The sequence below is a fragment of the Flagellimonas beolgyonensis genome, from assembly GCF_003992615.1.
Lineage (GTDB): Bacteria > Bacteroidota > Bacteroidia > Flavobacteriales > Flavobacteriaceae > Flagellimonas > Flagellimonas beolgyonensis.
This window is the reverse complement of sequence record NZ_RZMY01000016.1, coordinates 377,664-399,520: the sequence shown is the minus strand read 5'-3', so window position 1 is coordinate 399,520 and position 21,857 is coordinate 377,664. Positions and strand designations below refer to the sequence as shown.

At 42.8% G+C, this 21,857-nt stretch carries 23 protein-coding genes; 12 read left to right on the top strand and 11 right to left on the bottom strand.

Annotated elements, in window-relative coordinates; all coding sequences use genetic code 11:
- Positions 1 to 23: 23 nt before the first annotated feature.
- Positions 24 to 653, bottom strand: coding sequence for an NAD(P)H-dependent oxidoreductase (locus tag EO131_RS12805; RefSeq protein WP_127022747.1), 630 nt, complete (start codon positions 651 to 653; stop codon positions 24 to 26).
- 25 nt (positions 654 to 678) lie between these two features.
- A complete protein-coding gene (locus EO131_RS12800) occupies positions 679 to 1,107 on the bottom strand; it encodes a DMT family transporter (protein ID WP_241243840.1) in 429 nt (142 codons plus the stop codon).
- A 230-nt stretch (positions 1,108 to 1,337) separates the two neighbouring features.
- On the opposite strand from EO131_RS12800, the gene EO131_RS12795 reads away from it, so the two are divergent.
- The 7 genes from EO131_RS12795 to EO131_RS12765 all read left to right on the top strand — a co-directional run bounded on the left by EO131_RS12795 (position 1,338) and on the right by EO131_RS12765 (position 8,098).
- Positions 1,338 to 2,750: a serine hydrolase domain-containing protein gene (locus tag EO131_RS12795; protein WP_164731688.1), complete on the top strand. Its 1,413-nt coding sequence runs from the start codon at positions 1,338 to 1,340 to the stop codon at positions 2,748 to 2,750.
- A 4-nt stretch (positions 2,751 to 2,754) separates the two neighbouring features.
- Positions 2,755 to 4,083 carry an amidohydrolase family protein gene (locus EO131_RS12790; protein WP_127022737.1) on the top strand — a complete coding sequence of 443 codons (1,329 nt, stop codon included), beginning with the start codon at positions 2,755 to 2,757 and terminating at the stop codon, positions 4,081 to 4,083.
- 24 nt (positions 4,084 to 4,107) lie between these two features.
- The gene (locus EO131_RS12785) at positions 4,108 to 4,452 is read left to right on the top strand and encodes a 5-carboxymethyl-2-hydroxymuconate Delta-isomerase (RefSeq protein WP_127022734.1); all 345 of its coding nucleotides are present in this window, start codon (positions 4,108 to 4,110) and stop codon (positions 4,450 to 4,452) included.
- A 9-nt stretch (positions 4,453 to 4,461) separates the two neighbouring features.
- A complete protein-coding gene (locus tag EO131_RS12780) occupies positions 4,462 to 5,604 on the top strand; it encodes an alpha/beta hydrolase-fold protein (protein WP_127022731.1) in 1,143 nt (380 codons plus the stop codon).
- 4 nt (positions 5,605 to 5,608) lie between these two features.
- Positions 5,609 to 6,070: a nuclear transport factor 2-like protein gene (locus EO131_RS12775; RefSeq protein WP_127022728.1), complete on the top strand. Its 462-nt coding sequence runs from the start codon at positions 5,609 to 5,611 to the stop codon at positions 6,068 to 6,070.
- An 86-nt stretch (positions 6,071 to 6,156) separates the two neighbouring features.
- Positions 6,157 to 7,053, top strand: coding sequence for a PD40 domain-containing protein (locus EO131_RS12770; protein ID WP_206512891.1), 897 nt, complete (start codon positions 6,157 to 6,159; stop codon positions 7,051 to 7,053).
- A gap of 214 nt (positions 7,054 to 7,267) precedes the next feature.
- Positions 7,268 to 8,098 (top strand): MBL fold metallo-hydrolase, encoded by an 831-nt coding sequence (locus tag EO131_RS12765; RefSeq protein WP_127022726.1) that lies wholly within the window; start codon positions 7,268 to 7,270, stop codon positions 8,096 to 8,098.
- A gap of 150 nt (positions 8,099 to 8,248) precedes the next feature.
- Here the strand turns inward: EO131_RS12765 and EO131_RS12760 are convergent, their stop codons facing one another.
- From EO131_RS12760 to EO131_RS12740, 5 genes are all read right to left on the bottom strand, one after another.
- A complete protein-coding gene (locus EO131_RS12760; RefSeq protein ID WP_127022723.1) occupies positions 8,249 to 8,557 on the bottom strand; it encodes an antibiotic biosynthesis monooxygenase family protein in 309 nt (102 codons plus the stop codon).
- Positions 8,558 to 8,574: 17 nt separating this feature from the next.
- On the bottom strand, positions 8,575 to 9,330 hold the full coding sequence (locus EO131_RS12755) for a GNAT family N-acetyltransferase (protein WP_127022720.1): 756 nt from the start codon (positions 9,328 to 9,330) through the stop codon (positions 8,575 to 8,577).
- Positions 9,331 to 9,401: 71 nt separating this feature from the next.
- On the bottom strand, positions 9,402 to 9,980 hold the full coding sequence (locus tag EO131_RS12750) for a Crp/Fnr family transcriptional regulator (protein WP_164731686.1): 579 nt from the start codon (positions 9,978 to 9,980) through the stop codon (positions 9,402 to 9,404).
- 81 nt (positions 9,981 to 10,061) lie between these two features.
- Positions 10,062 to 10,571, bottom strand: a complete 510-nt coding sequence (locus tag EO131_RS12745; RefSeq protein ID WP_127022717.1) for a PepSY domain-containing protein — start codon at positions 10,569 to 10,571, stop codon at positions 10,062 to 10,064.
- 78 nt (positions 10,572 to 10,649) lie between these two features.
- Entirely contained in the window at positions 10,650 to 11,210 is a 561-nt protein-coding gene (locus EO131_RS12740; protein ID WP_127022714.1) for a YceI family protein, read from the bottom strand.
- A 286-nt stretch (positions 11,211 to 11,496) separates the two neighbouring features.
- Here EO131_RS12740 and EO131_RS12735 point away from each other — a divergent pair, with 286 nt between their 5' ends.
- Positions 11,497 to 12,495, top strand: coding sequence for a sensor histidine kinase (locus EO131_RS12735; RefSeq protein WP_127022711.1), 999 nt, complete (start codon positions 11,497 to 11,499; stop codon positions 12,493 to 12,495).
- A 4-nt stretch (positions 12,496 to 12,499) separates the two neighbouring features.
- A complete protein-coding gene (locus EO131_RS12730; RefSeq protein ID WP_127022708.1) occupies positions 12,500 to 13,195 on the top strand; it encodes a LytR/AlgR family response regulator transcription factor in 696 nt (231 codons plus the stop codon).
- A 46-nt stretch (positions 13,196 to 13,241) separates the two neighbouring features.
- On the opposite strand, the gene EO131_RS12725 is transcribed toward EO131_RS12730, so the two are convergent.
- The 3 genes from EO131_RS12725 to EO131_RS12715 form a co-directional block, all read right to left on the bottom strand.
- A complete protein-coding gene (locus EO131_RS12725; RefSeq protein WP_127022705.1) occupies positions 13,242 to 14,891 on the bottom strand; it encodes a solute:sodium symporter family transporter in 1,650 nt (549 codons plus the stop codon).
- Between the two features lie 64 nt (positions 14,892 to 14,955).
- Positions 14,956 to 16,281 carry a xylose isomerase gene (gene xylA, locus EO131_RS12720; RefSeq protein ID WP_127022702.1) on the bottom strand — a complete coding sequence of 442 codons (1,326 nt, stop codon included), beginning with the start codon at positions 16,279 to 16,281 and terminating at the stop codon, positions 14,956 to 14,958.
- 12 nt (positions 16,282 to 16,293) lie between these two features.
- A complete protein-coding gene (locus tag EO131_RS12715; RefSeq protein ID WP_127022699.1) occupies positions 16,294 to 17,778 on the bottom strand; it encodes a xylulokinase in 1,485 nt (494 codons plus the stop codon).
- Positions 17,779 to 17,981: 203 nt separating this feature from the next.
- Here EO131_RS12715 and EO131_RS12710 point away from each other — a divergent pair, with 203 nt between their 5' ends.
- Genes EO131_RS12710 through EO131_RS12700 form a run of 3 tightly spaced genes read left to right on the top strand, consistent with a single transcriptional unit; the run spans position 17,982 to position 21,104 of the window.
- Positions 17,982 to 19,262 carry a DUF5690 family protein gene (locus EO131_RS12710; protein ID WP_206512890.1) on the top strand — a complete coding sequence of 427 codons (1,281 nt, stop codon included), beginning with the start codon at positions 17,982 to 17,984 and terminating at the stop codon, positions 19,260 to 19,262.
- A complete protein-coding gene (locus EO131_RS12705) occupies positions 19,252 to 20,424 on the top strand; it encodes a TIGR03364 family FAD-dependent oxidoreductase (RefSeq protein WP_127022696.1) in 1,173 nt (390 codons plus the stop codon). Before EO131_RS12710 ends, EO131_RS12705 begins: the two co-directional genes overlap by 11 nt.
- Entirely contained in the window at positions 20,421 to 21,104 is a 684-nt protein-coding gene (locus EO131_RS12700; RefSeq protein WP_127022693.1) for a phosphonatase-like hydrolase, read from the top strand. The genes EO131_RS12705 and EO131_RS12700 overlap by 4 nt, the downstream gene beginning before the upstream one ends.
- Here the strand turns inward: EO131_RS12700 and EO131_RS12695 are convergent, their stop codons facing one another.
- Positions 21,105 to 21,671 carry a helix-turn-helix domain-containing protein gene (locus EO131_RS12695; protein WP_127022690.1) on the bottom strand — a complete coding sequence of 189 codons (567 nt, stop codon included), beginning with the start codon at positions 21,669 to 21,671 and terminating at the stop codon, positions 21,105 to 21,107.
- Positions 21,672 to 21,857: the final 186 nt, after the last annotated feature.

Below are 21,857 nucleotides of genomic sequence, written 5' to 3'. Positions count from 1 at the left end.
TGGGAAAAGTAAAATACACATCATCAAATCAACTCAAACAGTAATTCTTTGGGTTTTCTCACCTTTTTTCGGAACTGGGTATGGTCTTCGGGCGACCGATACCCAATAGGGGCAATAAGTGTAGCATTTAAACCCAGAGCGCCAAGGCCAAGGATTTCGTTGTACTTGTCCGGTTCAAAGCCTTCCATGGGGCAGGTATCAATGCCCAGTTCGGCGGCTGCGTTCAACAGATTGGCAAGGGCGAGATAGGTCTGTTTTTCGGCCCAGTTGTGCCATTCCAAATCGGTCATTCCAGATAGGCTCTGTTTGATGAAGTCTGCATAGCCTTTTAAATCTTCCACGGGAGTACCTTGGGTGTCGGATACCAATTGCATGTAATCATCAATATGTTGCTCGTTACGGTCCGTGTAGTTGCAAAAAACAAACAGGTGGGAGGCATCGGTGATTTGAGACTGGTTCCATGAGGCTGCTTTCAATCTTTCGCGAAGCTCTGGGTCCTCAATGACTAAAATTTTATACAGCTGAAGGCCATAGGACGATGCTGATAGTTGCACTGCTCTTTGCAATTTTTCCAAATCGGAATTGTTCACTTTTTGTGTTGGATCAAATTTTTTGGTGGCGTAGCGCCATTCCAAGTTTTTAATAAGATTCATATCGCTTGATTTTTAAATGTGAGTTTTATGTTTTGTTGATCATAACAATCCCAAATGCCATTGCCACTATTCCAAATAGCCTATTAAATTCCAATGGTTCCTGCGGCAAACCAAACCATCCAAAATGACCGGCAATGGCCGAAAATAAAAGTTGACCGAATAGGCCTAGTGAAATCATGGTGGACAGGCCCAATTTGGGAATGGTGTAATAGTAGAGGCATATGCCCAAGACACTGAAAAGTGCTCCAGTGAACCACAAATAGATTGGTATTCCTGTCAATTGGGCTGTTCGCGGCAACTCCCTGGCGCTAACGATAACAATAATTAAAGCGAAACATGCGCTAAAGCCAAAAGCAATCAACGAAGCCAAAAACGGACTTTTCAAATGAACGCCGAGTCTGGCGTTCAATCCGCCTTGGGCCGCCAAAAAAACGCCTCCGAGAAATGCCAGCATAATATTGAAAGACTGATTCATACTTGATTGATATTCAGTTACAAAATTATTTTGAACGGATCGGGGAAATATTAAGGTAGCTTAAGAAATGAATCAAGGGCCAATGGTAGTTTTGAATCGAAGTATATGTAGTGTTGTGCTTTATTAACCAAAGTCAATTGAAAACAGGCTTCATCAAGATAGTTTTGCGTTTTATGCGAATTTTTGAACATACGGTAAATTCTTGGGTAATGGCCAAAGGAATAAAAATGATTCTGGCGGTACTGCCTATCCTGTGCCTTGGTCAAATAACGGACGAACAAAAAGTCCGTATCGATTCCTTATTTCAAAAATGGGACCTTGAGAATTATCCAGGAGGGGTGGTCGGTGTTATGCAATCGGATACAATTTCATATCTAAATGCATTTGGTAATGCCAGCTTGGAATATGATGTTCCCAATACTACAAAAACCATGTTCAACATTGGATCTGTATCCAAACAGTTTACGGCCATGGGCATTGTGGTTTTGCATCAACAGGGACTGTTGTCCATTAATGCGCGTGTAGAGAAATACTTTCCAGATTTTCCCATTTTTCAAAACCCCATAACCCTTAAACACTTGCTGCAGCATACCAGTGGACTAAGGGATTTTCATGAATTATTGGCATTGGCAGGTTGGCGTGGGGACGACTATAGAACCGATCAGGATATTCTGAAGTTTATGAAAAAACAGTCCAATCTGAATTTTCATCCTGGGGAAAGGTTCATGTATTCGAACACCGGCTATGTTTTGTTGGCCAAAATTATTGAAAAAGTGACCCATGAGGATTTTGGCAAATGGATGAAGAACAACATTTTTGATCCTTTGGGATTGCACAGTACCTATGTGGAGGAAAATTATCAACGAATCGTTCCCCAAAACGCAACCTCGTACTATCACAGTCATGATAAAATATTCGAAATGGCGCAAGGCTATTGGGCTTATACAGGGGCCGGGAATGTCCACTCCACTGCCCGGGATTTATTGATTTGGAGCAAGAATTATTATAGTCCGAAAAATGGATGGGAAGCGTCGTTCCAAATGTTACAAACTCTGGGTGAATTCAACGATGGTGGCACTTCCGATTATGCCTTCGGAATTTATATTGATGAATTGTTTGGCACAAAGCGCATACAACATGCCGGTGTGGTCGGAGGGTATCGTGCTTTTTTATGTACCTACCCTAAAAAAGCCTTGAGTGTTGTGGTACTGACCAATTTCTCCAATGCCCCTTTTGGTGAAATGGCAGATGATGTAGTTGGAATCTTATTGACCAAGCCCAGACAAAAGGCACAAAACCGTTTATCTTCCAATCACACCAAAAAGCAAGGGATTTCATATAGGTGTCCAGTGGATATGACCGAATATTCGGGTACTTTTTATAGCACCGAAATTGACACCTGGTATACTTTTTATGTAGAGGGCAATACATTAAAATGTTCCCATGCAAGACATGGGGAATTTATTGTGGAGTGTGTTGCACAGGATGAGTTCAGGGGCTCTTGGCCACTTGGAACCGTTAAAATGTCGCGCAATCCAAAAGGAGAAGTGGACGGCCTATATATATCCACTGGGAGGGTGAAAAACCTATGGTTCAAAAAAATCAAATCATCAATCAACTAATGCAATGAAAACAATTGTCTTTAATTTTCTCATGGGCCTATTCGGCATTTCGATGGGGGTTGCCCAAACGGACACCCTTTTGATCGAGAATGTCAATGTAATACCCATGATCGAAGAAACTATTCTGTATAACCAACGGGTGGTGGTGGCACACGGTAAAATAATCCGTGTTGAACCTATGTCAGCCACATTGGAGTTCCGAAACCCCCGCGTGGTTGATGGCTCTGGGAAATACTTGATTCCGGGATTAAATGAAATGCACTATCATTGGCGCAACAAGGAAGGGGGTATTGTCCGTGATTTCAAACTACTGATTGTCAATGGCGTAACCACTGTGCGCAATATGGCGGAGTACGATTGGCAAGATCATATTGCCATTAGGGATAGTATAGACAAAAACCAATTAATGGGTCCGAATTACTATACTTCGGGGCCTTATTTGCAGTCTGGGGACCTAAAAACCAGTGCGGATATAGAGCGCATCATAGCACAGCATCACAACAAAGGATATGACTTTATAAAAATCGCGGATGATCTTCCGAAGGATATCTATCTGAAAGTTCTTGAGAGGGCAGCCGACTATAATATTCCCGTGATGGGGCATGCCCAGCGTGAGATGAACTTGGAGTATTCGCTTCGGATGAAATCCATTGAACATGTAGAGGAGTTTGTGTATTTGTTCGGTGATGAACAAAGAAGAGATAGTCTATTCCTGAAAAATGCCGTAGAGCAGATTAAAAACAGCGGAATTGTCATTGTACCGACCTTGGTGGTTTTTGATATGATCGTAAAATGTTTGGACGACAATAGCTTTGCAAAACTTAAGGAAAAAGAAGTCGCAACATATATGCTGAACGGAGATCATGGGTATTGGGCATCGGACGATAATCCCTATCGTCAAAATTTAAAAGGTAAGGTGATCAACGGAATGGATGCATTGCCATTGTTGGAAGATTACTTTGAATGGATGAAGAATTTTACCAAAATATTGGCAAAAGAAGATGTTCCCATGATGACCGGAAGCGATACTTTTGGTTTTGTGGTACCCGGATTTTCCTTACACGAAGAATTTCAATTTCTTCAAGAAGCTGGTCTATCTCCCTACGAGATACTTAAGGCCAGTACATTGACACCTGCCCGATATTTGGGTTCTATTGCTACGGAGGGTACTATTACCGTAGGAAAAAATGCCAATTTGGTCCTGTTGAACAAAAACCCGTTGGAAGATATTAAAAACACCAAAACGATTGAAGGTGTACTGTTGAAAGGGGAGTGGTTGGGTCGAGACCAATTGGACAGCCTTTTAAAAGAAGTTGAATCGCTAAATCATTGAAAGCTCAAATAAATTAAAATACCTATGCCACATTTTGTGCTGGACTGTTCCAATACGGTCATTAAATCTCAATCCCCGGAATCGATAATGCAATTGGTTTATGATACCGCTAAATCCACAGGTCTTTTTGACCCTAATGATATCAAGGTGCGAATCAATCCCTTTGAACACTATATGGTTGGGAATGCAAAGGATGACTTCATCCACATTTTTGGAAACATCATGGAAGGGAGAACTACTCAACAAAAGGCCAATTTATCAAAGCGAATTGTTTCTGAACTCAAAGGTATGTTCCCCGAAGTTCCAATTATTTCAATAAACATCAGGGATTTTGAGAAAGCGACTTATTGTAACAAAACCATGGTATAATCTTCTACTATGAAAATGAAAGTAATAACAGCGACCATTGCGATAGTTTTGATGTTTTTTGGTGTACAAGCTCAATCGGAGGGTACTCCAAATGTAGTCGGCACCAACCACCTTGTTTCCTCTAAAAGATTGAATGAAGAGCGGGAAGTTCAGATTTATTTACCGCCAGACTATCAAGATTCTGACAAAACATACCCTGTGGTTTATGTGTTGGATGGTCAACGCTTTTTTTTGCATGTGGTTAGCCTCAGCCAATCGTTCCAACAATTTCAATTGGCTCCGGAATTTATCATTGTGGGAATCAAGAATTCATATCCCGACAGGTTTAAAAATTTTGGGGAAGGCAAGGAAAACTTCAAAGGGTTTTTACAAGATGAATTGATGCCCTATGTGAACAAACAGTTTAGGACCAACGGTGAAAACCTTCTTTTTGGCTGGGAATATGGGGGAAGCTTTGCTTTTCACCTGATGAAGGATCAACCCAACCTATTCAATGCTTATTTAATAGCCAGTCCCTTTCCCATTTTTGATGCAATCGACGATTTGGACACCGCTTCCATCAAAGAGGTACAATTGTATTTTGCGGTAAGTCCCGATGAATACGACGTACGGCACAGCACCGAAAAATTGAACGAAAAACTGAAATCAAACCCCGGTAACGGTCTTGAATGGACCTATTTTGAGTTTGAACTGGAAGAACACCGCTCCACAGGATACCCTACGCTGTACCATGGCCTCCGGGACTACTTTAAATATTATCAGGAGTTTGAAACGAACAATCTGCAAAAGTTCATGGCTGCGGGGGGTATGGATTTCGCACGTGATCATGCTAAACAAAGGGCAGAAAAATATGGGTTTTCACCGGAACTCTCGCTTTGGTCGCGTTTTACCATTATTCGCAGTGCCATGCGCGCCGATGAATTTGAGCAATTTGAAACCCTGTTGAATGCCATGGACAAAAAATCCTTTTTAAAAGAACTGGTGGCTAATCGGGACTATGCCGTATCCCAAATGGCGGCATTTTATGAAAAACATAATCGGTTTCAGGAAGCTGTGGAACTCTATGATATTTTATTAAAAAAGTATCCGGATTCTGAAAGATTGTTGAACAGAAAATCAGATGCCAATAAAGCATTGAACCAAAACAAATAGACAAATGAAATCTTATACAATCATTTTAATGACACTATTGATTCTTGGGTTTACTTCCTCTCAAGCTCAGGATTCCTCGCAAGCTCCCAAAGATTCCTTAAGTCCTATTCTCGATAAGTACTACAAGTTGAACTTAAAGGTTTTTCAAGCCAACTCGACCCAAGAAGACATTGACAACATCTTTGATCTGTTCACGGACGATTTTACTTATGTGCATCCCAATTACGGAGGAGTTTATACACGTGAAGACCTGTTTAACGGTTACGTGCGCAACCAGAAAAATGGGGGCTACGATGGTAGTGTGGTGGACATTAAGGTAGAGAACAAAATATTGGGCCTCAATGCCGTGGCTGTGAGCAAACGGTTCATAAAAAAGGAAGCGGGCAAAATTGTGGAAGGCGAAGCCCAAATGGCCCTTTTTGAGTTTAAGGAAGGCAAAATTTTTAGGATCACGGAGTTTTGGTAACATGTCGATCTTTAATAAAGCAATACCTTTTTAGTCAATGATCAGCTTTTGAAGGATGATGTTTTTGCTTAGTAATAAAAACAAAAGTGAAGGAATACATTAAACTCTTAGCACTGGCATTGGTACTATTTTTATATGCCTGCGATACTAAGAACCAAAGTACAGAAAAAGGTGATTCATCAACGGAAACTGATAATCTATACTTTGGGCATAAGCCACCAGGACTAACCCCTGAAATTTTTATTCCTAAAAAGAGTACTTCTGAAGGTTGGAAATTAGGGGATGAGGACGCATTGGAAATGGAAGAGTTTTACTTTACTTACTCTGGGGACGACCTCTTTCAGCCTGCTGTTGTGGTTTTTCGGAATGAAGGCAGTTATTACAGGTCAAATAAATATAGTTTTCACCATAATGGGACTGAAAACAGCGACAAATTATACGCAAGACAGTACTATATTGAACGTACAGCTACTGGTTGGTCAAAATTAAAAAGCCTGGGTCCAATGTTTGACAGGGAAGATTGGGGCATTATGGTGATGTCGGTATCCTCTAAAGGGACCATGGTCTTTGACGATTATAAGAATAATGATGTACTCCGTATATCAACGATTAAAGACGGTAAGCGTAAAGAACCAAAACTACTCGGTGCGGACATTAACACTGGGAAATGGACAGCCCACCCCTTTATTGCACCTGACGATTCCTTCATAATATGGGGTAGCGAGAGAGAAGATGGATATGGCAAGTCTGACAATTATATCAGTTTTAAACAGCAAGATGGTTCATATGGTTCGGCTATCAATATGGGAGATAAGATAAATTCAGAACTGGTTGAAAGTGGTGCGAGATTAACTCCTGATGGAAAATATTTACTTTTTAGTAGGTCAGAAGAAAAAGTTAGGGAAGATGGAAGTACGTACTGGGAAGCAACAAAATATTGGGTTGATGCAAAAATCATTGAACAGTTAAGACCTCAACCATAAAACAGGACTGCCGCTTCGTGGTCTCGATGTACATGTTGTTGATATCAGGTAACCACACCATTGTTGGTCGTGACACCATGGCTGTAAATAAGAGCTTCATCAAACCAAAAGATGGTTAAGTGATTACTGGAGAGGGCAAACGGCCCTTTTGAGTTTAAGGAAGGGAAAATCTTTAGAATTTATGAATATTGGTAAAATATTTTTTTCGTCTTTAATGAGCATTCTGTTTTTGTCTACTTCACATATGATGGCGCAAGCAACATACGATGTAAAAAAGGTTAACGAAAACGTTTATATTTTTACAGAGCTTTGGGATGCGGATGCCAACGGAAATTGCGGTGTTGTTATAGGAGATAAAGAAGTACTTCTTATCAATTCCATGATGCTCGCAAGTGCGCCAGACTTGGAAAAGGAAATCCGAAAAATCACGGATTTGCCCATTGCGTATGTAATCAATAGCGATTCCGATACCTTTAACCACCATGCCAACGCTTATTTTGCGGATAGGGGGGCCATCATTCTGTCCCATGAAAAAATGAAGTACGCCAATGCCTATCACAAAGTTTTGTTCAAAGATAAAATCTCGATAGTCTTAGGACATGAAGTGGTAACCGCCTACCATACCCCATCCCATACCTTGGATCATATTGATGTTCATTTGGAGAAAAGCAATGTGTTGTTCATGAGCGATGGATTTCAGCCCCACTGGTTAACCTATACCGGCCCCAATGGACTAAAAGGGGTTGTAAATGGGATTGATAAGGCCATTTCCTTATCAGATGAGCATACCCTGATTGTGCCAGGCAACACTTCCAAAGACCCAAAACATTATTTTGGGAACAAACAACAACTTATCAGGAATAGGAAGGTTTATATTCAATTGAACCACCGGGTGGTCGACTTACACCAAAAAGGATTTACCGTTGAAGAGATAGCTTCAGATGAAAGGGTGAACGATGTTATTAAAATACTGGAAGCGTACCCAGATAAGCGACCCTATCTGGAATATTATATCGAGGAAATATTGACAATGGCTACAAATTAATCCTGAGGGATGATCATTTCGCCATGCATTAACTTGGTATGTTAACGGGAAAATCCATGGAGGTAGCTCAGAAAATAGTAGACTTGTTGAATCAAAATGTAGAAACCGGAAAATTTTGGCTGAGTATAAAGGAAAGGGCGTGGTGATTTTTCAATTTTCCGTTTTCAGTAAATTTTTGACCTCATACAAAGTGTGGAGAACTTCAAATTTTGAACAACGAGATCTCATTTGCGCGCTCAGTTTTTGTGCACTTTCAGGAAGTTTGGCTCCAGCTTCGTTCCACGACCTCTCATCGGGCCATTGAGCATAGGCAATATAATTTTCGTGGGCATCCTTATGTAGGCGAGATCCAAGTCCGTTGGCATAATTTATAAAGGCAAAGGTCAACTCTTCCCATTCTTGCTCAAATTCTTTTGCAAGTCCTTGGACCACCTCAAACCTATAGATTACAATAAACATGCTTGTCTTTTTTTGAGTCACCTACTTGTATTCGTCAATGCAAATGTTTCCACTTCACCGAAAGTTGCAAACCCCAATTTAGAATAAATTGGTTCACCGCTTTTGGAAGCAACAAGATATACTGTACCATATCCCAACTCTACGGTTTTGTTCAAAAGATATTGTGTCATGCTTTTTCCCAGCCCCTTTCCCCTAAAGGTAGGCAAGGTGCCGATCATATGAAAACCGCAAACACCATTGTTGTCCAAATACAACATACCACAACTGCCCAATGCCCCTTCATGTTTGCCCAAAAACATGTGAAACTTCGGATTGTTGAGCAAAGCTTCCACGGTTTTTGACTTAACAGGATAGTCAAAGGAGCCAGCGGCGATTCGGGCAAATTTTCCAGCCTGACCCTTGGTGGTCACGGTTTCAAATTGATGTTCGTCCAATACCTGTAAATGGCCTTCAGATACATCAAGTGCCATGGCCTTTAAGGAAGAAACCCTTTCAAAGCCTGAGGATTCCAAAAGAACCTTGGTTGCCTCGCTTTGTGCCAAAATGGCATTGGGTAATTGTTCAATTTCAATGCCGGACTTCAAAAGTTCCAAAGCCAAGGCACTGGGCTGTAGGTCGAAAATTTTGCTGGGCCAGGAATACCCTTTGGCAAAGACAGCATTATAGCCGTTATTTCGGTCTAGAATTCCCGCCGTTTTACCGATTTCGAGCCAAAATTCGGCCAAATGGTCGGCTATTTTTTGTGCGGAAGGGTTTGTTGTTTGATTCACCATTTATGATTTATTGAGGAACAAATCTAGGCTTGTAAGTTTCTTTCCAACTTAAGATGCCTTAAGAAACAGAGTTACTTCAAATTTTTCCGAAGTGCACTCAAAAACTCTGGGGTAATGCCCAAATAGGAGGCAACCATATATTGGGGCACTCGTTGTTCTATGCCACGGTACCTGGACCGAAAATCGAGATAACGCTCCTCTGCACTCTTGCTCATGGCATTCAGGGTACGATCTTGCAGGCTTACATAGGCCTTTTCAAATTTTAATCGGTAAAAGCGCTCCATTGCGGGAACTTCTTCATACAATCTGTTTAGTGCATCGCGATGAATTTGCAGCACGGTGCTGGGTTCCAAAGCCTGCACAAATTGTTTGGCCGGGGTCTGGGTCAAATAACTGTAAAGGTCGTTTACCCACCAGCCCTCAACACCAAATTGCACCACATGTTCCTTGGCCGATTCATCCATATAAAAGGCCCTTAGGCAGCCTTTGGCAATAAATCGCATGTGTTGGGAAACGTGACCTGGCGACAGTAGAAATTCCTTTTTGTGCATTATTGTTTTCTGAAAACTATCAGCCACCAACGATTCCTCCCGCTCCGTTAATGGAATGGATGCCCTTAGGTGTTCAATAAGTTTTTCAATGGGTTCCAAAGGTCATGTTTGGTATGGTTAAGATAGAAAAAAGCCACCATTTTTGGTGGCTCTTCCAATCAATATATGGTTTGGTGGTATTTACACGAACAACAATACAATGGTCAACAAAAAGCCGGCCACCGCGAAATAAAGCCCTTTCTTGTAAATGGGAGCACTGGGCCTGAACATGAAAAATGCCGATACGGCAAAGAACAACAGGGCAATTCCAAAGAAAATGCCCAACCAGAACAACGGGTTTCCCGAATGCATTTTATGCAGTTTGTTCATGTTTTCCAAAAGGGCAGGCAAACGCTTCTCCACATAATTGGCTTTTCCGGTTTTCACATTGTACGAGCCGCCATCAAAATACATAACGTCACCTTCGGTCTTGTTTACTTTAAAGCCTCTTTTGCGCAGGGCAACGCCCAGGGCCTCTTCGTTCAAATTGGCATCCAATGTGGTTGTCATTTGATATTCACTCTTCATGTAATCAGTGTTGCGAAAGGTGAGCACAATGCCACTTATCGCATACACGGCCATAATTCCGGCCAAAAAGAAACCAAGGTAGCGGTGAAATTCCCTAAAGGTGTTTTCTGATTTTCTTCCCATTTTAATTTTTAAAAGATGAATGGAGAAAAGGCCATTTGTTGAATCCCTTTCTCCATTATTTTCTATTATTTATTTTTTCTATTGTTGTGCCATTTCCAGGTTGATGGTCAGTTCTACATCATCACCCAAGGTTGGAGTGTCTCCACCTACACCAAATTCCAAACGATTCACGGTGCCTGTCAATTTAAGACCGGCCTTCAATTTGTTGCTGCGTTGGTCGGTAATTATTCCGTTCACCTTTCCTTCCAAGGTTACCGGTTTGGTTACCCCGTGCATGGTAAGGTCACCGGTTATGGTAAAAGTTTTGTCCCCAGTTTTCTCGTATCCGGTAGTTTTGAAGGTAATGGAAGGATAGGTTTCCACTTCAAAAAAGTCAGCACTTCTGAGGTGGTTGTCCCTTCTTTCGTTGTCGGTGTCAATACTGGTGGTTTTAATATCAACCATAAATTCGGCATTTTCAAATGCATCAGAGGCTGTGGCTGTAATGTCAAATTCCCCAAAATGACCTTCCACTTCAGAAATCATCAAGTGGGTTATGGCAAAACCGACCTTGGAGTGCGCTCCGTCGGATTTCCAGGTGGATTGTGCCGAAACGGCCAAACAGGTAAATACGGCAAGTGTAAACAATGTGTTTTTCATGATTGTGTTTTATTTAATTGTGGTAATTCCAAGAATTGAGCCCCAAATGTTGGAAAATTTTATGGATTTTCCAGATGCTTCCGGGCCAACAATACAAATATGGATGCAATACCCATAACGCACCAATAATTTCTGTAAACGACAATGGAATTCCCCCAACCAACAACACAATATTCCTTTCGGATGGGAAATTGTCGTTTAGGGGGCAATATCTGTTGTTTGTAAAATGGATTTTTTCTAAGCATTGATTAATCCATAATTTTGGTTTTGAATAGATTGTATTGTTTTGATTTCCAAGAAAGAACTTTTATTTCAGATAGTAGTGCACGTGGTGGTACTCCTCTTCTTTTCCATTGATAGGAATGCGGAGACCTTGGTGCTGAATAAGGCCATTTTTGTGCTTTACTATAGCGTGGCAACACTTTTGGTCACGTTTTATCTAATGCCACGATTTTTGTACAGGAAGAAATATTGGCAATTTTTTCTGGGCTTCGCATTGGTGGTTGCGGCCGTTATTGCCATCGAGGAATTGGTTATTGAACCATTTATGTTCCCGAACACCAAAAGAGGCGATACTTTCCCAGGGGTCTATATTTCATTATTGGGCATTTTGCCAGTCATGTTCATTTTGGCTGCGAGCAAGTTCGGATGGGATGCCATGCAAAAACAAGCGGAAATCGATGAACTTCAAAATGCGATCCAAGAAAGCGAACTACAGTTTTTAAGAAGTCAGGTCAATCCCCATTTTTTGTTCAATAACCTGAACAATCTCTATTCCTACGCCCTTCAGAATTCACCAAAGACACCCGAGATCATTTTGGAAATGAGCGGTGTTTTGCGGTACATGCTGTACGAGTCCAAGGAACAGTTCGTACCTTTAAAGAAGGAGTTGGAGCAATTAGGCAACTTTATCAGGCTGTACAAGTTGCAAATCGAGGATAGGGGCAAGGTCGAATTCCAGGTTGGAAAAATCAAGGGGGATTATAAAATTGCACCATTGATCTTGATCGTTTTCATTGAAAATGCGTTCAAGCATAGTCAATCGGGGCAGTCATCCAATATTGAGATTGATATTTCGGTGGAAGTAAAGGATGGTGTACTTGAATTCCATTGCAACAATAATTTTGAATCGGTACCAAGCTTGGATACCGTGGCCAAGGGCATAGGACTCCGAAACGTGAAAAAACGATTGGAACTCTTATACCCCAAAAAGCACCAGCTCGATATAAAGGAGGAAAGCAACAGTTACCAGGTTTACTTGAGATTGGATCTGGAAAATGCATAACAAAATGAGGTGTATCATTGTTGAGGATCAACCGCCAGCACAGCGAATTCTAAAAAAATTCATTGAAGATGTCCCCAATCTTGAATTGGTCGGAATATTCTCCGATGGGTTGCAGGCCATGGATTTTTTGAATGCCGAAACGGTGGAACTCATGTTTTTGGACATCCACTTGCCGAAGATAAATGGTATCGATTTCTTAAAAAGCATTCCCGAAGCGCCACAAGTGGTATTGACCACGGCATTTTCCGAATACGCCCTTGAAGGATACGATTTGAACGTGGTGGACTATTTGCTGAAACCCTTTTCCTTCCAGCGATTTTTACAGGCAGTGAACAAAGTGCAGGCCAAACAGGAAGCGGTCACTGTGCACAATGAGAACATTTTGGTGAGCGAGATCTACGTCAAGTCCAGTCATGAACACATCAAGGTTGCGGTAAAGGACATCTTTGCGATTTCTTCTGATTCGGATTATACCGAGATCTATGTAAAGAACAAAAAAATATTGTCCAACGAACCCTTGCGCCATTGGGTGGATGTGCTGGGGGGCAACCAATTTTATCAGGTCCACAAGTCGCATATCATCAACACCAAAAAGATTGACCGTATTTCGGGAAACTTGGTGATCTTGACCGACGGATCTAAAATACCGCTCGGGCGCGCCTACAAGGATCATTTCCTCAAAAGCATATTACAACAATAAAAAAGCCCGGAATCACCGGGCTTTTTTTATGGAATCGTGGATATACCTATTTGGCGAAATAGATATAAATGGAAATTACTACGATACAAATAAAGGCACTGGCCAATTTAACATGTTTCCAAGGTTCGATGGAAACCTGTTTGGTGTATTCCAATTGGAAGGGTTCCTTTCTTGGGAAAAATTTACCAATGATCAACATAATGATGATGTTGGCCAAGAACAAAATGGCCATAACGTGCAGATAATGGGGGTAGGCTCCTGCCTCCACCATGTGCAGTGCTTCTGGGTCGGTTACTCCATTGGCCTTGGCTTCTGCCAGGGCGCTGGCCACCATTCTGGGTCCAACGATAAACTGACTAATGATGTACAGGATGGATCCTGAAAGAATACCGATTTTGGCGGCAATGGCAGGTACTCGTTTGGTCAAATAGCCGATTACGATTATCGTGAAAATGGGAATACTGTAAATCCCATTGATTTCCTGCAGATAGTTGAACAAACTGCCCGCGTTGGCAATCATCGGGGCAATAAACATGGCAGCCAGTGCCAAACAAATCCCGAAGATTTTCCCATATTTTACTACGGTCATTTCCGAAGCATCTTTGTTGATGTGCTGTTTGTAGATGTCGATACCGAACAAGGTAACGGAGCTGTTCAACACACTATTGAATGAACTGAGGATGGCCCCGAAGAGTACGGCGGCAAAGAAACCCATCAATGGTTTTGGCAATACGGCCCTGACCAATTCGGGGTAGGCAAGATCACTGCTGGATAGCCCACCTTCAAAATAATAATAGGCGATCATACCGGGCAAAACCAGAATGATAGGCCCCAATATTTTTAGGAAAGCGGCCAATAACAATCCTTTTTGACCTTCGGCAAGGTTCTTGGCCCCCAAACCACGTTGAATAATCTGCTGGTTGGTGCCCCAATAGAACAACTGTACCAGCATCATCCCTGTAAAAATAGTGGCAAAGGGCACTTCTTGGCCAGGGTTACCAGTAGAGTCGAAACGTTCAGGATTGGCAGCCATTAAGGTTTCCAAACCATTAAAAACGCTTCCGTCCCCAATGGCCATTAATCCAAAAACAGGAATCAAAATACCTCCAATGATCAAACCAATGGCATTTATACTATCGGAAACAGCCACCGCTTTCAGTCCACCAAAAACGGCATAAATGGATCCTACGATACCAATGCCCCAAATACAGACCACCAAGGCAGTGGTATCCGAAACGCCCAATACTTCAGGAACATCGAACATACCGCTGATCGCGACCGATCCGGAATATAAAATAACGGGCAGAAGTACTACAACATAACCCGTTAGGAAAAGTCCGGAGGTAATGGTCTTTGTGGTGACATCGAATCGTTTGGCCAAAAACTGGGGTACTGTGGTCAGCCCTCCTTTAAGGTAACGCGGTAACAGAAACATGGCAGTCACCACAATGGCAAGTGCTGCCAAGGTTTCCCATGCCATTACCGAGAGGCCATCTTTGTAGGCACTTCCGTTCAACCCCACAATTTGTTCGGTGGACAGGTTCGTGAGCAACAAGGATCCCGCGATAACACCGGCTGTTAAGCTTCGGCCACCTAAAAAGTAACCATCAGAAGAAGTTTCATCTGTTTTGCGAACGGACCACCAGGATATCAGGGCGACCAAAAGGGTAAATCCTAAAAAAGAAATTAAAGCCATACTATAAATTTTGATTGTTTTGGCACTGGGCCAATGGAGATGTGAGTTGAGTTTGTTATGTCAATTAAATGTATTGGTTAATGATGTTTTCCAGCATTTCCTGTTTTCCGCTGCGTTTTTCGATGTACTGATGGGACAGGGCATGGGCATACAGGTCTTCAAATGTCAACTTTCCCTCTTCAAATGCCCTCCCCGTTCCGGAATCGAAGGACGCATAACGTTCTGTGCGGATACTAATATAGTTGGATTTTTCCAAAATATCGTTTGCAGCCAGTAAAGCCCTTGCAAAAGCATCCATTCCGCCAATGTGTGCGTGGAAAATATCTTCCAGGTCGGTGGAGTTTCTCCGGATTTTTGCATCAAAATTGATGCCCCCACCTTGAAAGCCGCCCGCCTGAAGAATTATCAACATGGCCTGTGTGAGTTCATAAACATCCACTGGGAATTGGTCGGTGTCCCATCCATTTTGGTAGTCCCCACGGTTGGCATCAATGCTGCCCAATAGGTTGTTATCCGCCGCTACCTGTAATTCGTGCTCAAAAGTATGAAGCGCCAAGGTCGCATGGTTTACCTCGATATTCAGTTTAAAATCATCCAAAAGATCATACTTGGTCAAGAAACCCAAAACCGTTGCGGCATCAAAATCATATTGGTGTTTGGAGGGCTCCATGGGTTTGGGTTCAATAAAAAATGTACCCTTGAATCCTTGCTTTCTGGCATAGTCCTTCGCCATGTGCAAAAATTTGGCCATATGGTCGAGTTCCCGCCCCATATTGGTGTTCAATAGGGACATATAGCCTTCCCGGCCTCCCCAGAACACATAGTTTTCACCGCCCAATTTAATGGTGGCATCCAGGGCATTTTTCACCTGTGCCCCGGCAAAGGCAACTACGTTAAAATCGGGATTGGTGGCCGCTCCGTTCATGTAGCGAGGGTTGCTGAAGCAATTGGCGGTGCCCCAAAGCAATTTTACCCCTGAGGCCTTCATTTTCGCTTGGGCATAATCGGTGATGAGGTCCAATCTTTTTTCGGATTCTCCCAGTGTGTTGCCTTCCGCGATGAGGTCAAAATCATGGAAACAAAAATAAGGAGCGCCAATCTTGGTAATGAATTCGAAAGCAGCATCCATTTTGTCCTTCGCCTGTTGCACGGGGTCGGCATTGGTGAGCCACGGAAATTCCTGTGTGGGAGCCCCAAAGGGATCGGAACCCACCCCTGTGAAGGTGTGCCAATAGGCAATGGCAAATTTGAAATGGTCCTTCATGGATTTGCCTGCGACCTTCCTGTTCTCATCATAATATTTGAATGCCAAGGGATTGTCCGATGTTTTTCCTTCAAATGGAATCTTTTCAATGCCCTTAAAAAACTCCTTGTCTCCTGTTACAACCATAATATGTTTAATTCAATGTTCAATATATGTTTCCAGTTCTCTTTTCCATTGTTGATAGGCCTCCTTATATTTTTCTCCATGGGCATCCGGCCCGTAGGTATGCTCCATCTTATCCGATTTGGTGGCTTCGTCAATGCTGTTGAAATCGCCATAAGCAAAGGCAGCTGCCCTTGCCGCACCGACTGCTCCCGTGGTTTCTACAATGTTGATTTGCGAGTGGGTCAAGGTAGCGATGGTCCTTGCAAATACTTCCGCCCGGAACAGATTATCGTTTCCGGCTTTAATGGAGTTGATTTGGACGCCGTCGTTTTTCAATATTTCCATGCCATACACAAATGCGAAGGCAATACCTTCCAAAGCGGCCCTGAACAAATGGGATGATTTATGGACATTGAAGTTGAGGTTACGAATGCTGGAGCCTGTGTCCCTGTTTCCCAACATGCGTTCCGCTCCATTTCCAAACGGGAGGATCAGCAGGCCGTCAGAGCCTATCGGCACCTGGGAGGCCATTTGGTTCATGGTGGGGTAATCCAGCCCACGGGCAAGCTCATTTCGCATCCAACTATACTGTATGCCTGTGCCATTGATGCACAACAATTTACCTATTCGAGGATTTTCCGTAGTATGGTTCGTATGCGCAAAATTGTTAATTCGCGTGTGTTCTTTAGTGGAAATTGTATCCGAAATGGCATATACCACACCAGAGGTGCCACCGGTGGCAGCAATCTGACCGGGTTCCATTACATTTAGGGTCAATGCATTGTTGGGTTGGTCGCCCGCTCTGTACATAATTGGTATTCCTGATGGCAAGCCAGTTTCCGCTGCAGCCTGTTGGGTCACATTTCCTTGTTCCGAGAAAGAAGGTCGGATATCGGATACCAAAGCGGGCGCTATACCGGCCTTTTGTAACAGCCATTCGGCACAATTATTTTCCTTAAAGTCCCAAAGTATGCCTTCGGAAAGACCGGAGGGTGTGGTAACACATTCCCCTGTCAATTTTAAGGCGACATATTCTCCGGGCAACATAAATTTATACACTTGCTCGAATGTGGCTGGTTCATGGTCTTTCACCCATTTTAATTTGGATAGCGTGAAGTTACCGGGAGCGTTCAACAAATGGGATACGCATTTTTCCCTACCAGCCGATTGAAACAGTTCTTCCCCGGTTTCCACGGCCCTACTATCGCACCAAATGATGGATGGCCGCAAAGGTTGCAGGGCTTTGTCCACAACGACCAAACCGTGCATTTGGTAGGAAATACCGATTCCTTTGATGTCTTGACCGGAAATGGAATTGTTGGCCAAAAGTTCCTTGGTGGCCAAGCAAACATACTTCCACCATAGTTCGGGATCCTGCTCTGCCCATCCCTTGTGGAGGGATATCATGGGCATTTCTTTTTTGGGATGTTGGGTGATGCCCAGCACGCTGCCATCGCTGGCATGGACCAATGCAGCTTTTATGGAAGAGCTGCCGATATCATATCCTATCCAATACATGAGTGGCTCGGGGTTGAAAATGCCATTTAAAATAAGTATTTAAAACCGAATGGGATTTGATATTGGAAATTAAAACAAATTGGCTCCTGATAGGTATAATTTTTTACTAACGATTATTTAATGTTTAGGAACAGTTGGATTCTTTAAAATGTGAGTTATTTGAAACATAATTTTATTATTTGTAAACATATCTCCTTCAACGTATGGCAAACAAACAATCCCGTTTGCTTTTTGTTTTGCATGCATCGCTTGCTGCCTTTGGAACGTACTTTTGCATGTATGCCTTTCGTAAGCCATTTTCCGTGGCTTCGTTCGAAGGATTGACTTATTTCGGCATTAACTATAAGATATTATTGGTAATTGCCCAGGTAATGGGCTATGCGCTTTCCAAGTTTGTGGGCATCAAGGTGATTTCTGAACTAAGGCCCAATCGGAGATTGCATTATTTGATTGCATTGATCGGCCTTGCCGAGATTTCTTTGTTGTTGTTTGCCTTGGTCCCCGCACCGTACAATATCGCCTTCATGTTTTTGAACGGATTGCCATTGGGCATGATCTGGGGCATTGTTTTTTCCTATGTGGAGGGAAGAAAGGTCACCGATATTTTGGGCGTGGTGCTTTCCGCAAGTTTTATTGTGTCCAGTGGGGTGGTCAAATCGGTCGGGCTTTATGTGATGAACCATTGGGGCATTAGCGAATTTTGGATGCCAGTGGTTACAGGCGCCTTATTTTTTGTGCCATTACTTGTCTCTTCGTATTTGCTCCAAAGAATTCCGCCACCCACTCAGGAAGATATCCGAAACCGGACCGAACGTATGCCCATGACCAAAGCGGATAGGACAGCTCTGGTAAAACAGTTCTTTTTTCCGCTCTTGTTGGTGATTCTCTTCTATACCTTTTTAACGGCATTTAGGGACTTTAGGGACAATTTTGCCCGAGAACTTTGGGACAGCATTGGGTATCGGGGCGATGTTTCCGTTTTTTCATCATCAGAGATCATCATTGCAATCGTGGTGCTGGTCATCATTGGAAGTATCTTCTATATCAAGGATAGTTTTAAAGCCTTATTGACCTATCACTGGTTGCTCTTGTTGGGCATTGTGGTTTTGGCCGTTTCAACCGTTTTATTTCAGACTGGCAGATTGGACCCCTTTGTGTGGATGGTTGCAACAGGTTTTGGGCTTTATATCTGCTACGTGCCGTTCAACTGTCTGTTCTTTGATCGGTTTATCGCCGCATTTAAAGTTAAAGGGAACTCTGGATTCCTTATTTATATTGCCGATGCCTTCGGTTACGTTGGAAGTGTATTGGTCTTGCTCTATAAAAATTTCGGACAGGCCAAAGTGTCTTGGCTCAATTTCTTTGTGTACGGCACTTATGCTGTTGCCCTGATCGGTTTGGTGGTTACGGTTGCCCTGTTCTTTCATTTTGCAGATCGGCACAGAACGGAAAAATTAAACAAGCAATTGGATTATGGAAAATAAATACGATGTCATTATAGTCGGTGGCGGCATTGTGGGCACATTTCATGCCTACCATGCCCAGGAAATGGGTTTAAAGGTCTGTTTGGTTGAAAAAGATGCGTACCCACAAGGAGCGACAACCCAAAACTTTGGGCAGGTAGTACCCTCCGGCATGAACACCAAGTGGCAAAAGTATGGGAGGGAAAGTCTTGGGATTTACAAAGAGATCCAATCACAATTCGACATCAGTATCCGTAAGAACGGTACGGTTTATTTGGCGTCCAATGAAGAGGAAGAACAATTATTAGTGGAACTGAGGGCCATTAACAACAGCAACGATTATCCTTCCCAAATGCTGACCAAGAAGGAGTGTTTGGACCGCTATCCAGGCCTCAAAAAAGAGTATGTGAAGGCCGGGCTTTTTTTTCCGGAAGAGGTTACCGTAGAACCCAGGACCATGATCCACAGACTACAGGACTATTTAAGGGAGGCCAAGGGACTTTCCCTAAAAATGGGCTTTACTGTTATTTCCTGCGAACAAAATGGGGAATGGGTCGAAGTCAAAAGTGCCACGGGCCAAAGTCTGTGGGCCAAAAAAGTGATCGTTTGCAACGGGAACGATTTTAAAAACTTGTTTCCCGAGGCGTTTGCCAATAGCGACTTGGAGGTTTCCAAACTACAGATGATGCAGACCAAACCCCAGGCCAATTTTGAGCTTAAGGGGTCTATATTGACCGGATGGTCCATTCGCCGGTACGAGGCTTTCCATGAATGCCCTTCCTATGCCAAAGTGAAGCAGAACGAACCTGAAGATAGCCTTCAAAAAAAATGGGGGGTCCATATCCTTTTTAAGCAGGCGGTGGACGGGTCCGTGATTTTGGGGGATTCCCATCAATATGCTGATGTTGCCCAAATAGAGGATTTGGGATATGACCTGGACATGGATATCGATCATTTTATGTTGGAAGAGGCCAAGAAAATCTTTGATCTGCCCACCTATCAAATTCAAAGAAGATGGTACGGGATGTATTCCCAATGCAAGAATGGCGATGTTTTCCTGAAAACATTGGGAGAAAATATCCATATTGTGACGGGAATAGGCGGAAAGGGGATGACCGGCAGCGCCGGATTTGCCAAACAGCACTGTGCTACACTATTTAACATGCATAAAATCAATTCATGAAAGATATTAAATTGGCCGTTTTTGATATGGCAGGAACCACGGTTAATGAAGATAACGTGGTGTACAAGACGGTAAGAAAGGCATTGTCCCATTGGGGAGTTGAGGTTTCCTTGGACACCGTTCTTGAATATGGAGCAGGTAAGGAAAAATATACCGCCATTGCCGATATTTTGGAACAGACAATGGTGGAGGGAAACGCCACTGTGGATGCCAGGGCTGTTCATGAAGATTTCAAAAAAATGCTCAAGCAGGCGTATGCCAATTTGAATGTCACTGCTTATGATGGGGTTGAGGAATTGTTCGGGACATTAAAATCCAATAGCATAAAAGTGGTGCTCAATACAGGGTATGATCGGAAAACCGCCCAATCCCTTTTGGATAAATTGGGATGGAAGCCGGGAAATCAAATTGATGCCCTGATCACGGCCGACGATGTAGTTAACGGAAGGCCTTCATCGGAGATGATCGATAAGGCTATGGCCATGTTCAACATCTCGGATTCGAGTGAGGTCTTGAAAGCAGGGGACTCCGTTATTGATATTGAAGAGGGAAAAAACGCAAACTGCGGCATAACCGTGGGTGTATTGTCCGGTGCGCAGACGCGCGAGCAACTGGAGTCGGCCGAACCTACCTATATCCTGAACTCCTTGGCAGCCTTAAAGGGGATATTGTTTTCCTGATCAAATAAAGAAATAGACCACCAACATTTTGGAGGATGCTTTGCCCTTGTTGATGGGTACATGGGGAATGCGGCCATCAAAAAAAATGGAATCTCCTTCTTTTAAAAGCACCTCCTGATCACCAATTTCATAGTAGCACTCCCCAGTCAATATATATTTGAATTCAAAGGCATCGGTCACCACTTTTTCGCGCTGCGAATTGGGTTTCACCTCCAAAAGCACGGTCTCAAAACCTACCGAATTCAGTTGCTTGCTAAAAATATGGTGGTATTGGAACCCGATAGCCTCGTCTTCCTTTTCAATTAAGGTCTGGTCGTTTTTGCGGGTCACCAAAAAATTGGCGCCGTTCACTTTGGGCATGCCTTCAAAAAAGGCGGTCATCTCGGTATCCAGTGCCCCAACAATTTTGAGAAATACGGGTAAGGAGGGAATGGTTCGACCATTCTCGATGCGTGAAATTAGGCCTGCGGTTACCCCAGCATGGATGGCAACATCGCTAATGGTTTTTTTGTTTTGCTTACGGATATCCTTGATCCGTTTCCCGATTCCTATTAAATAATCTTCCATGGCAGAAGGGCAAACCCAGTTTTACTATTTATCACAATGAAATATTTTTCATAAATACTAAAAAAAGTCTTCAATGTCTTATTTGGTGAAGCATTTTTTGAAATCACCGTAAAATCAATGCGTTGTAAAAGTGAGTATTTGTAAATAATATTTAGCTAACATTAGGTAGTTTCTTTTAACCTTTCC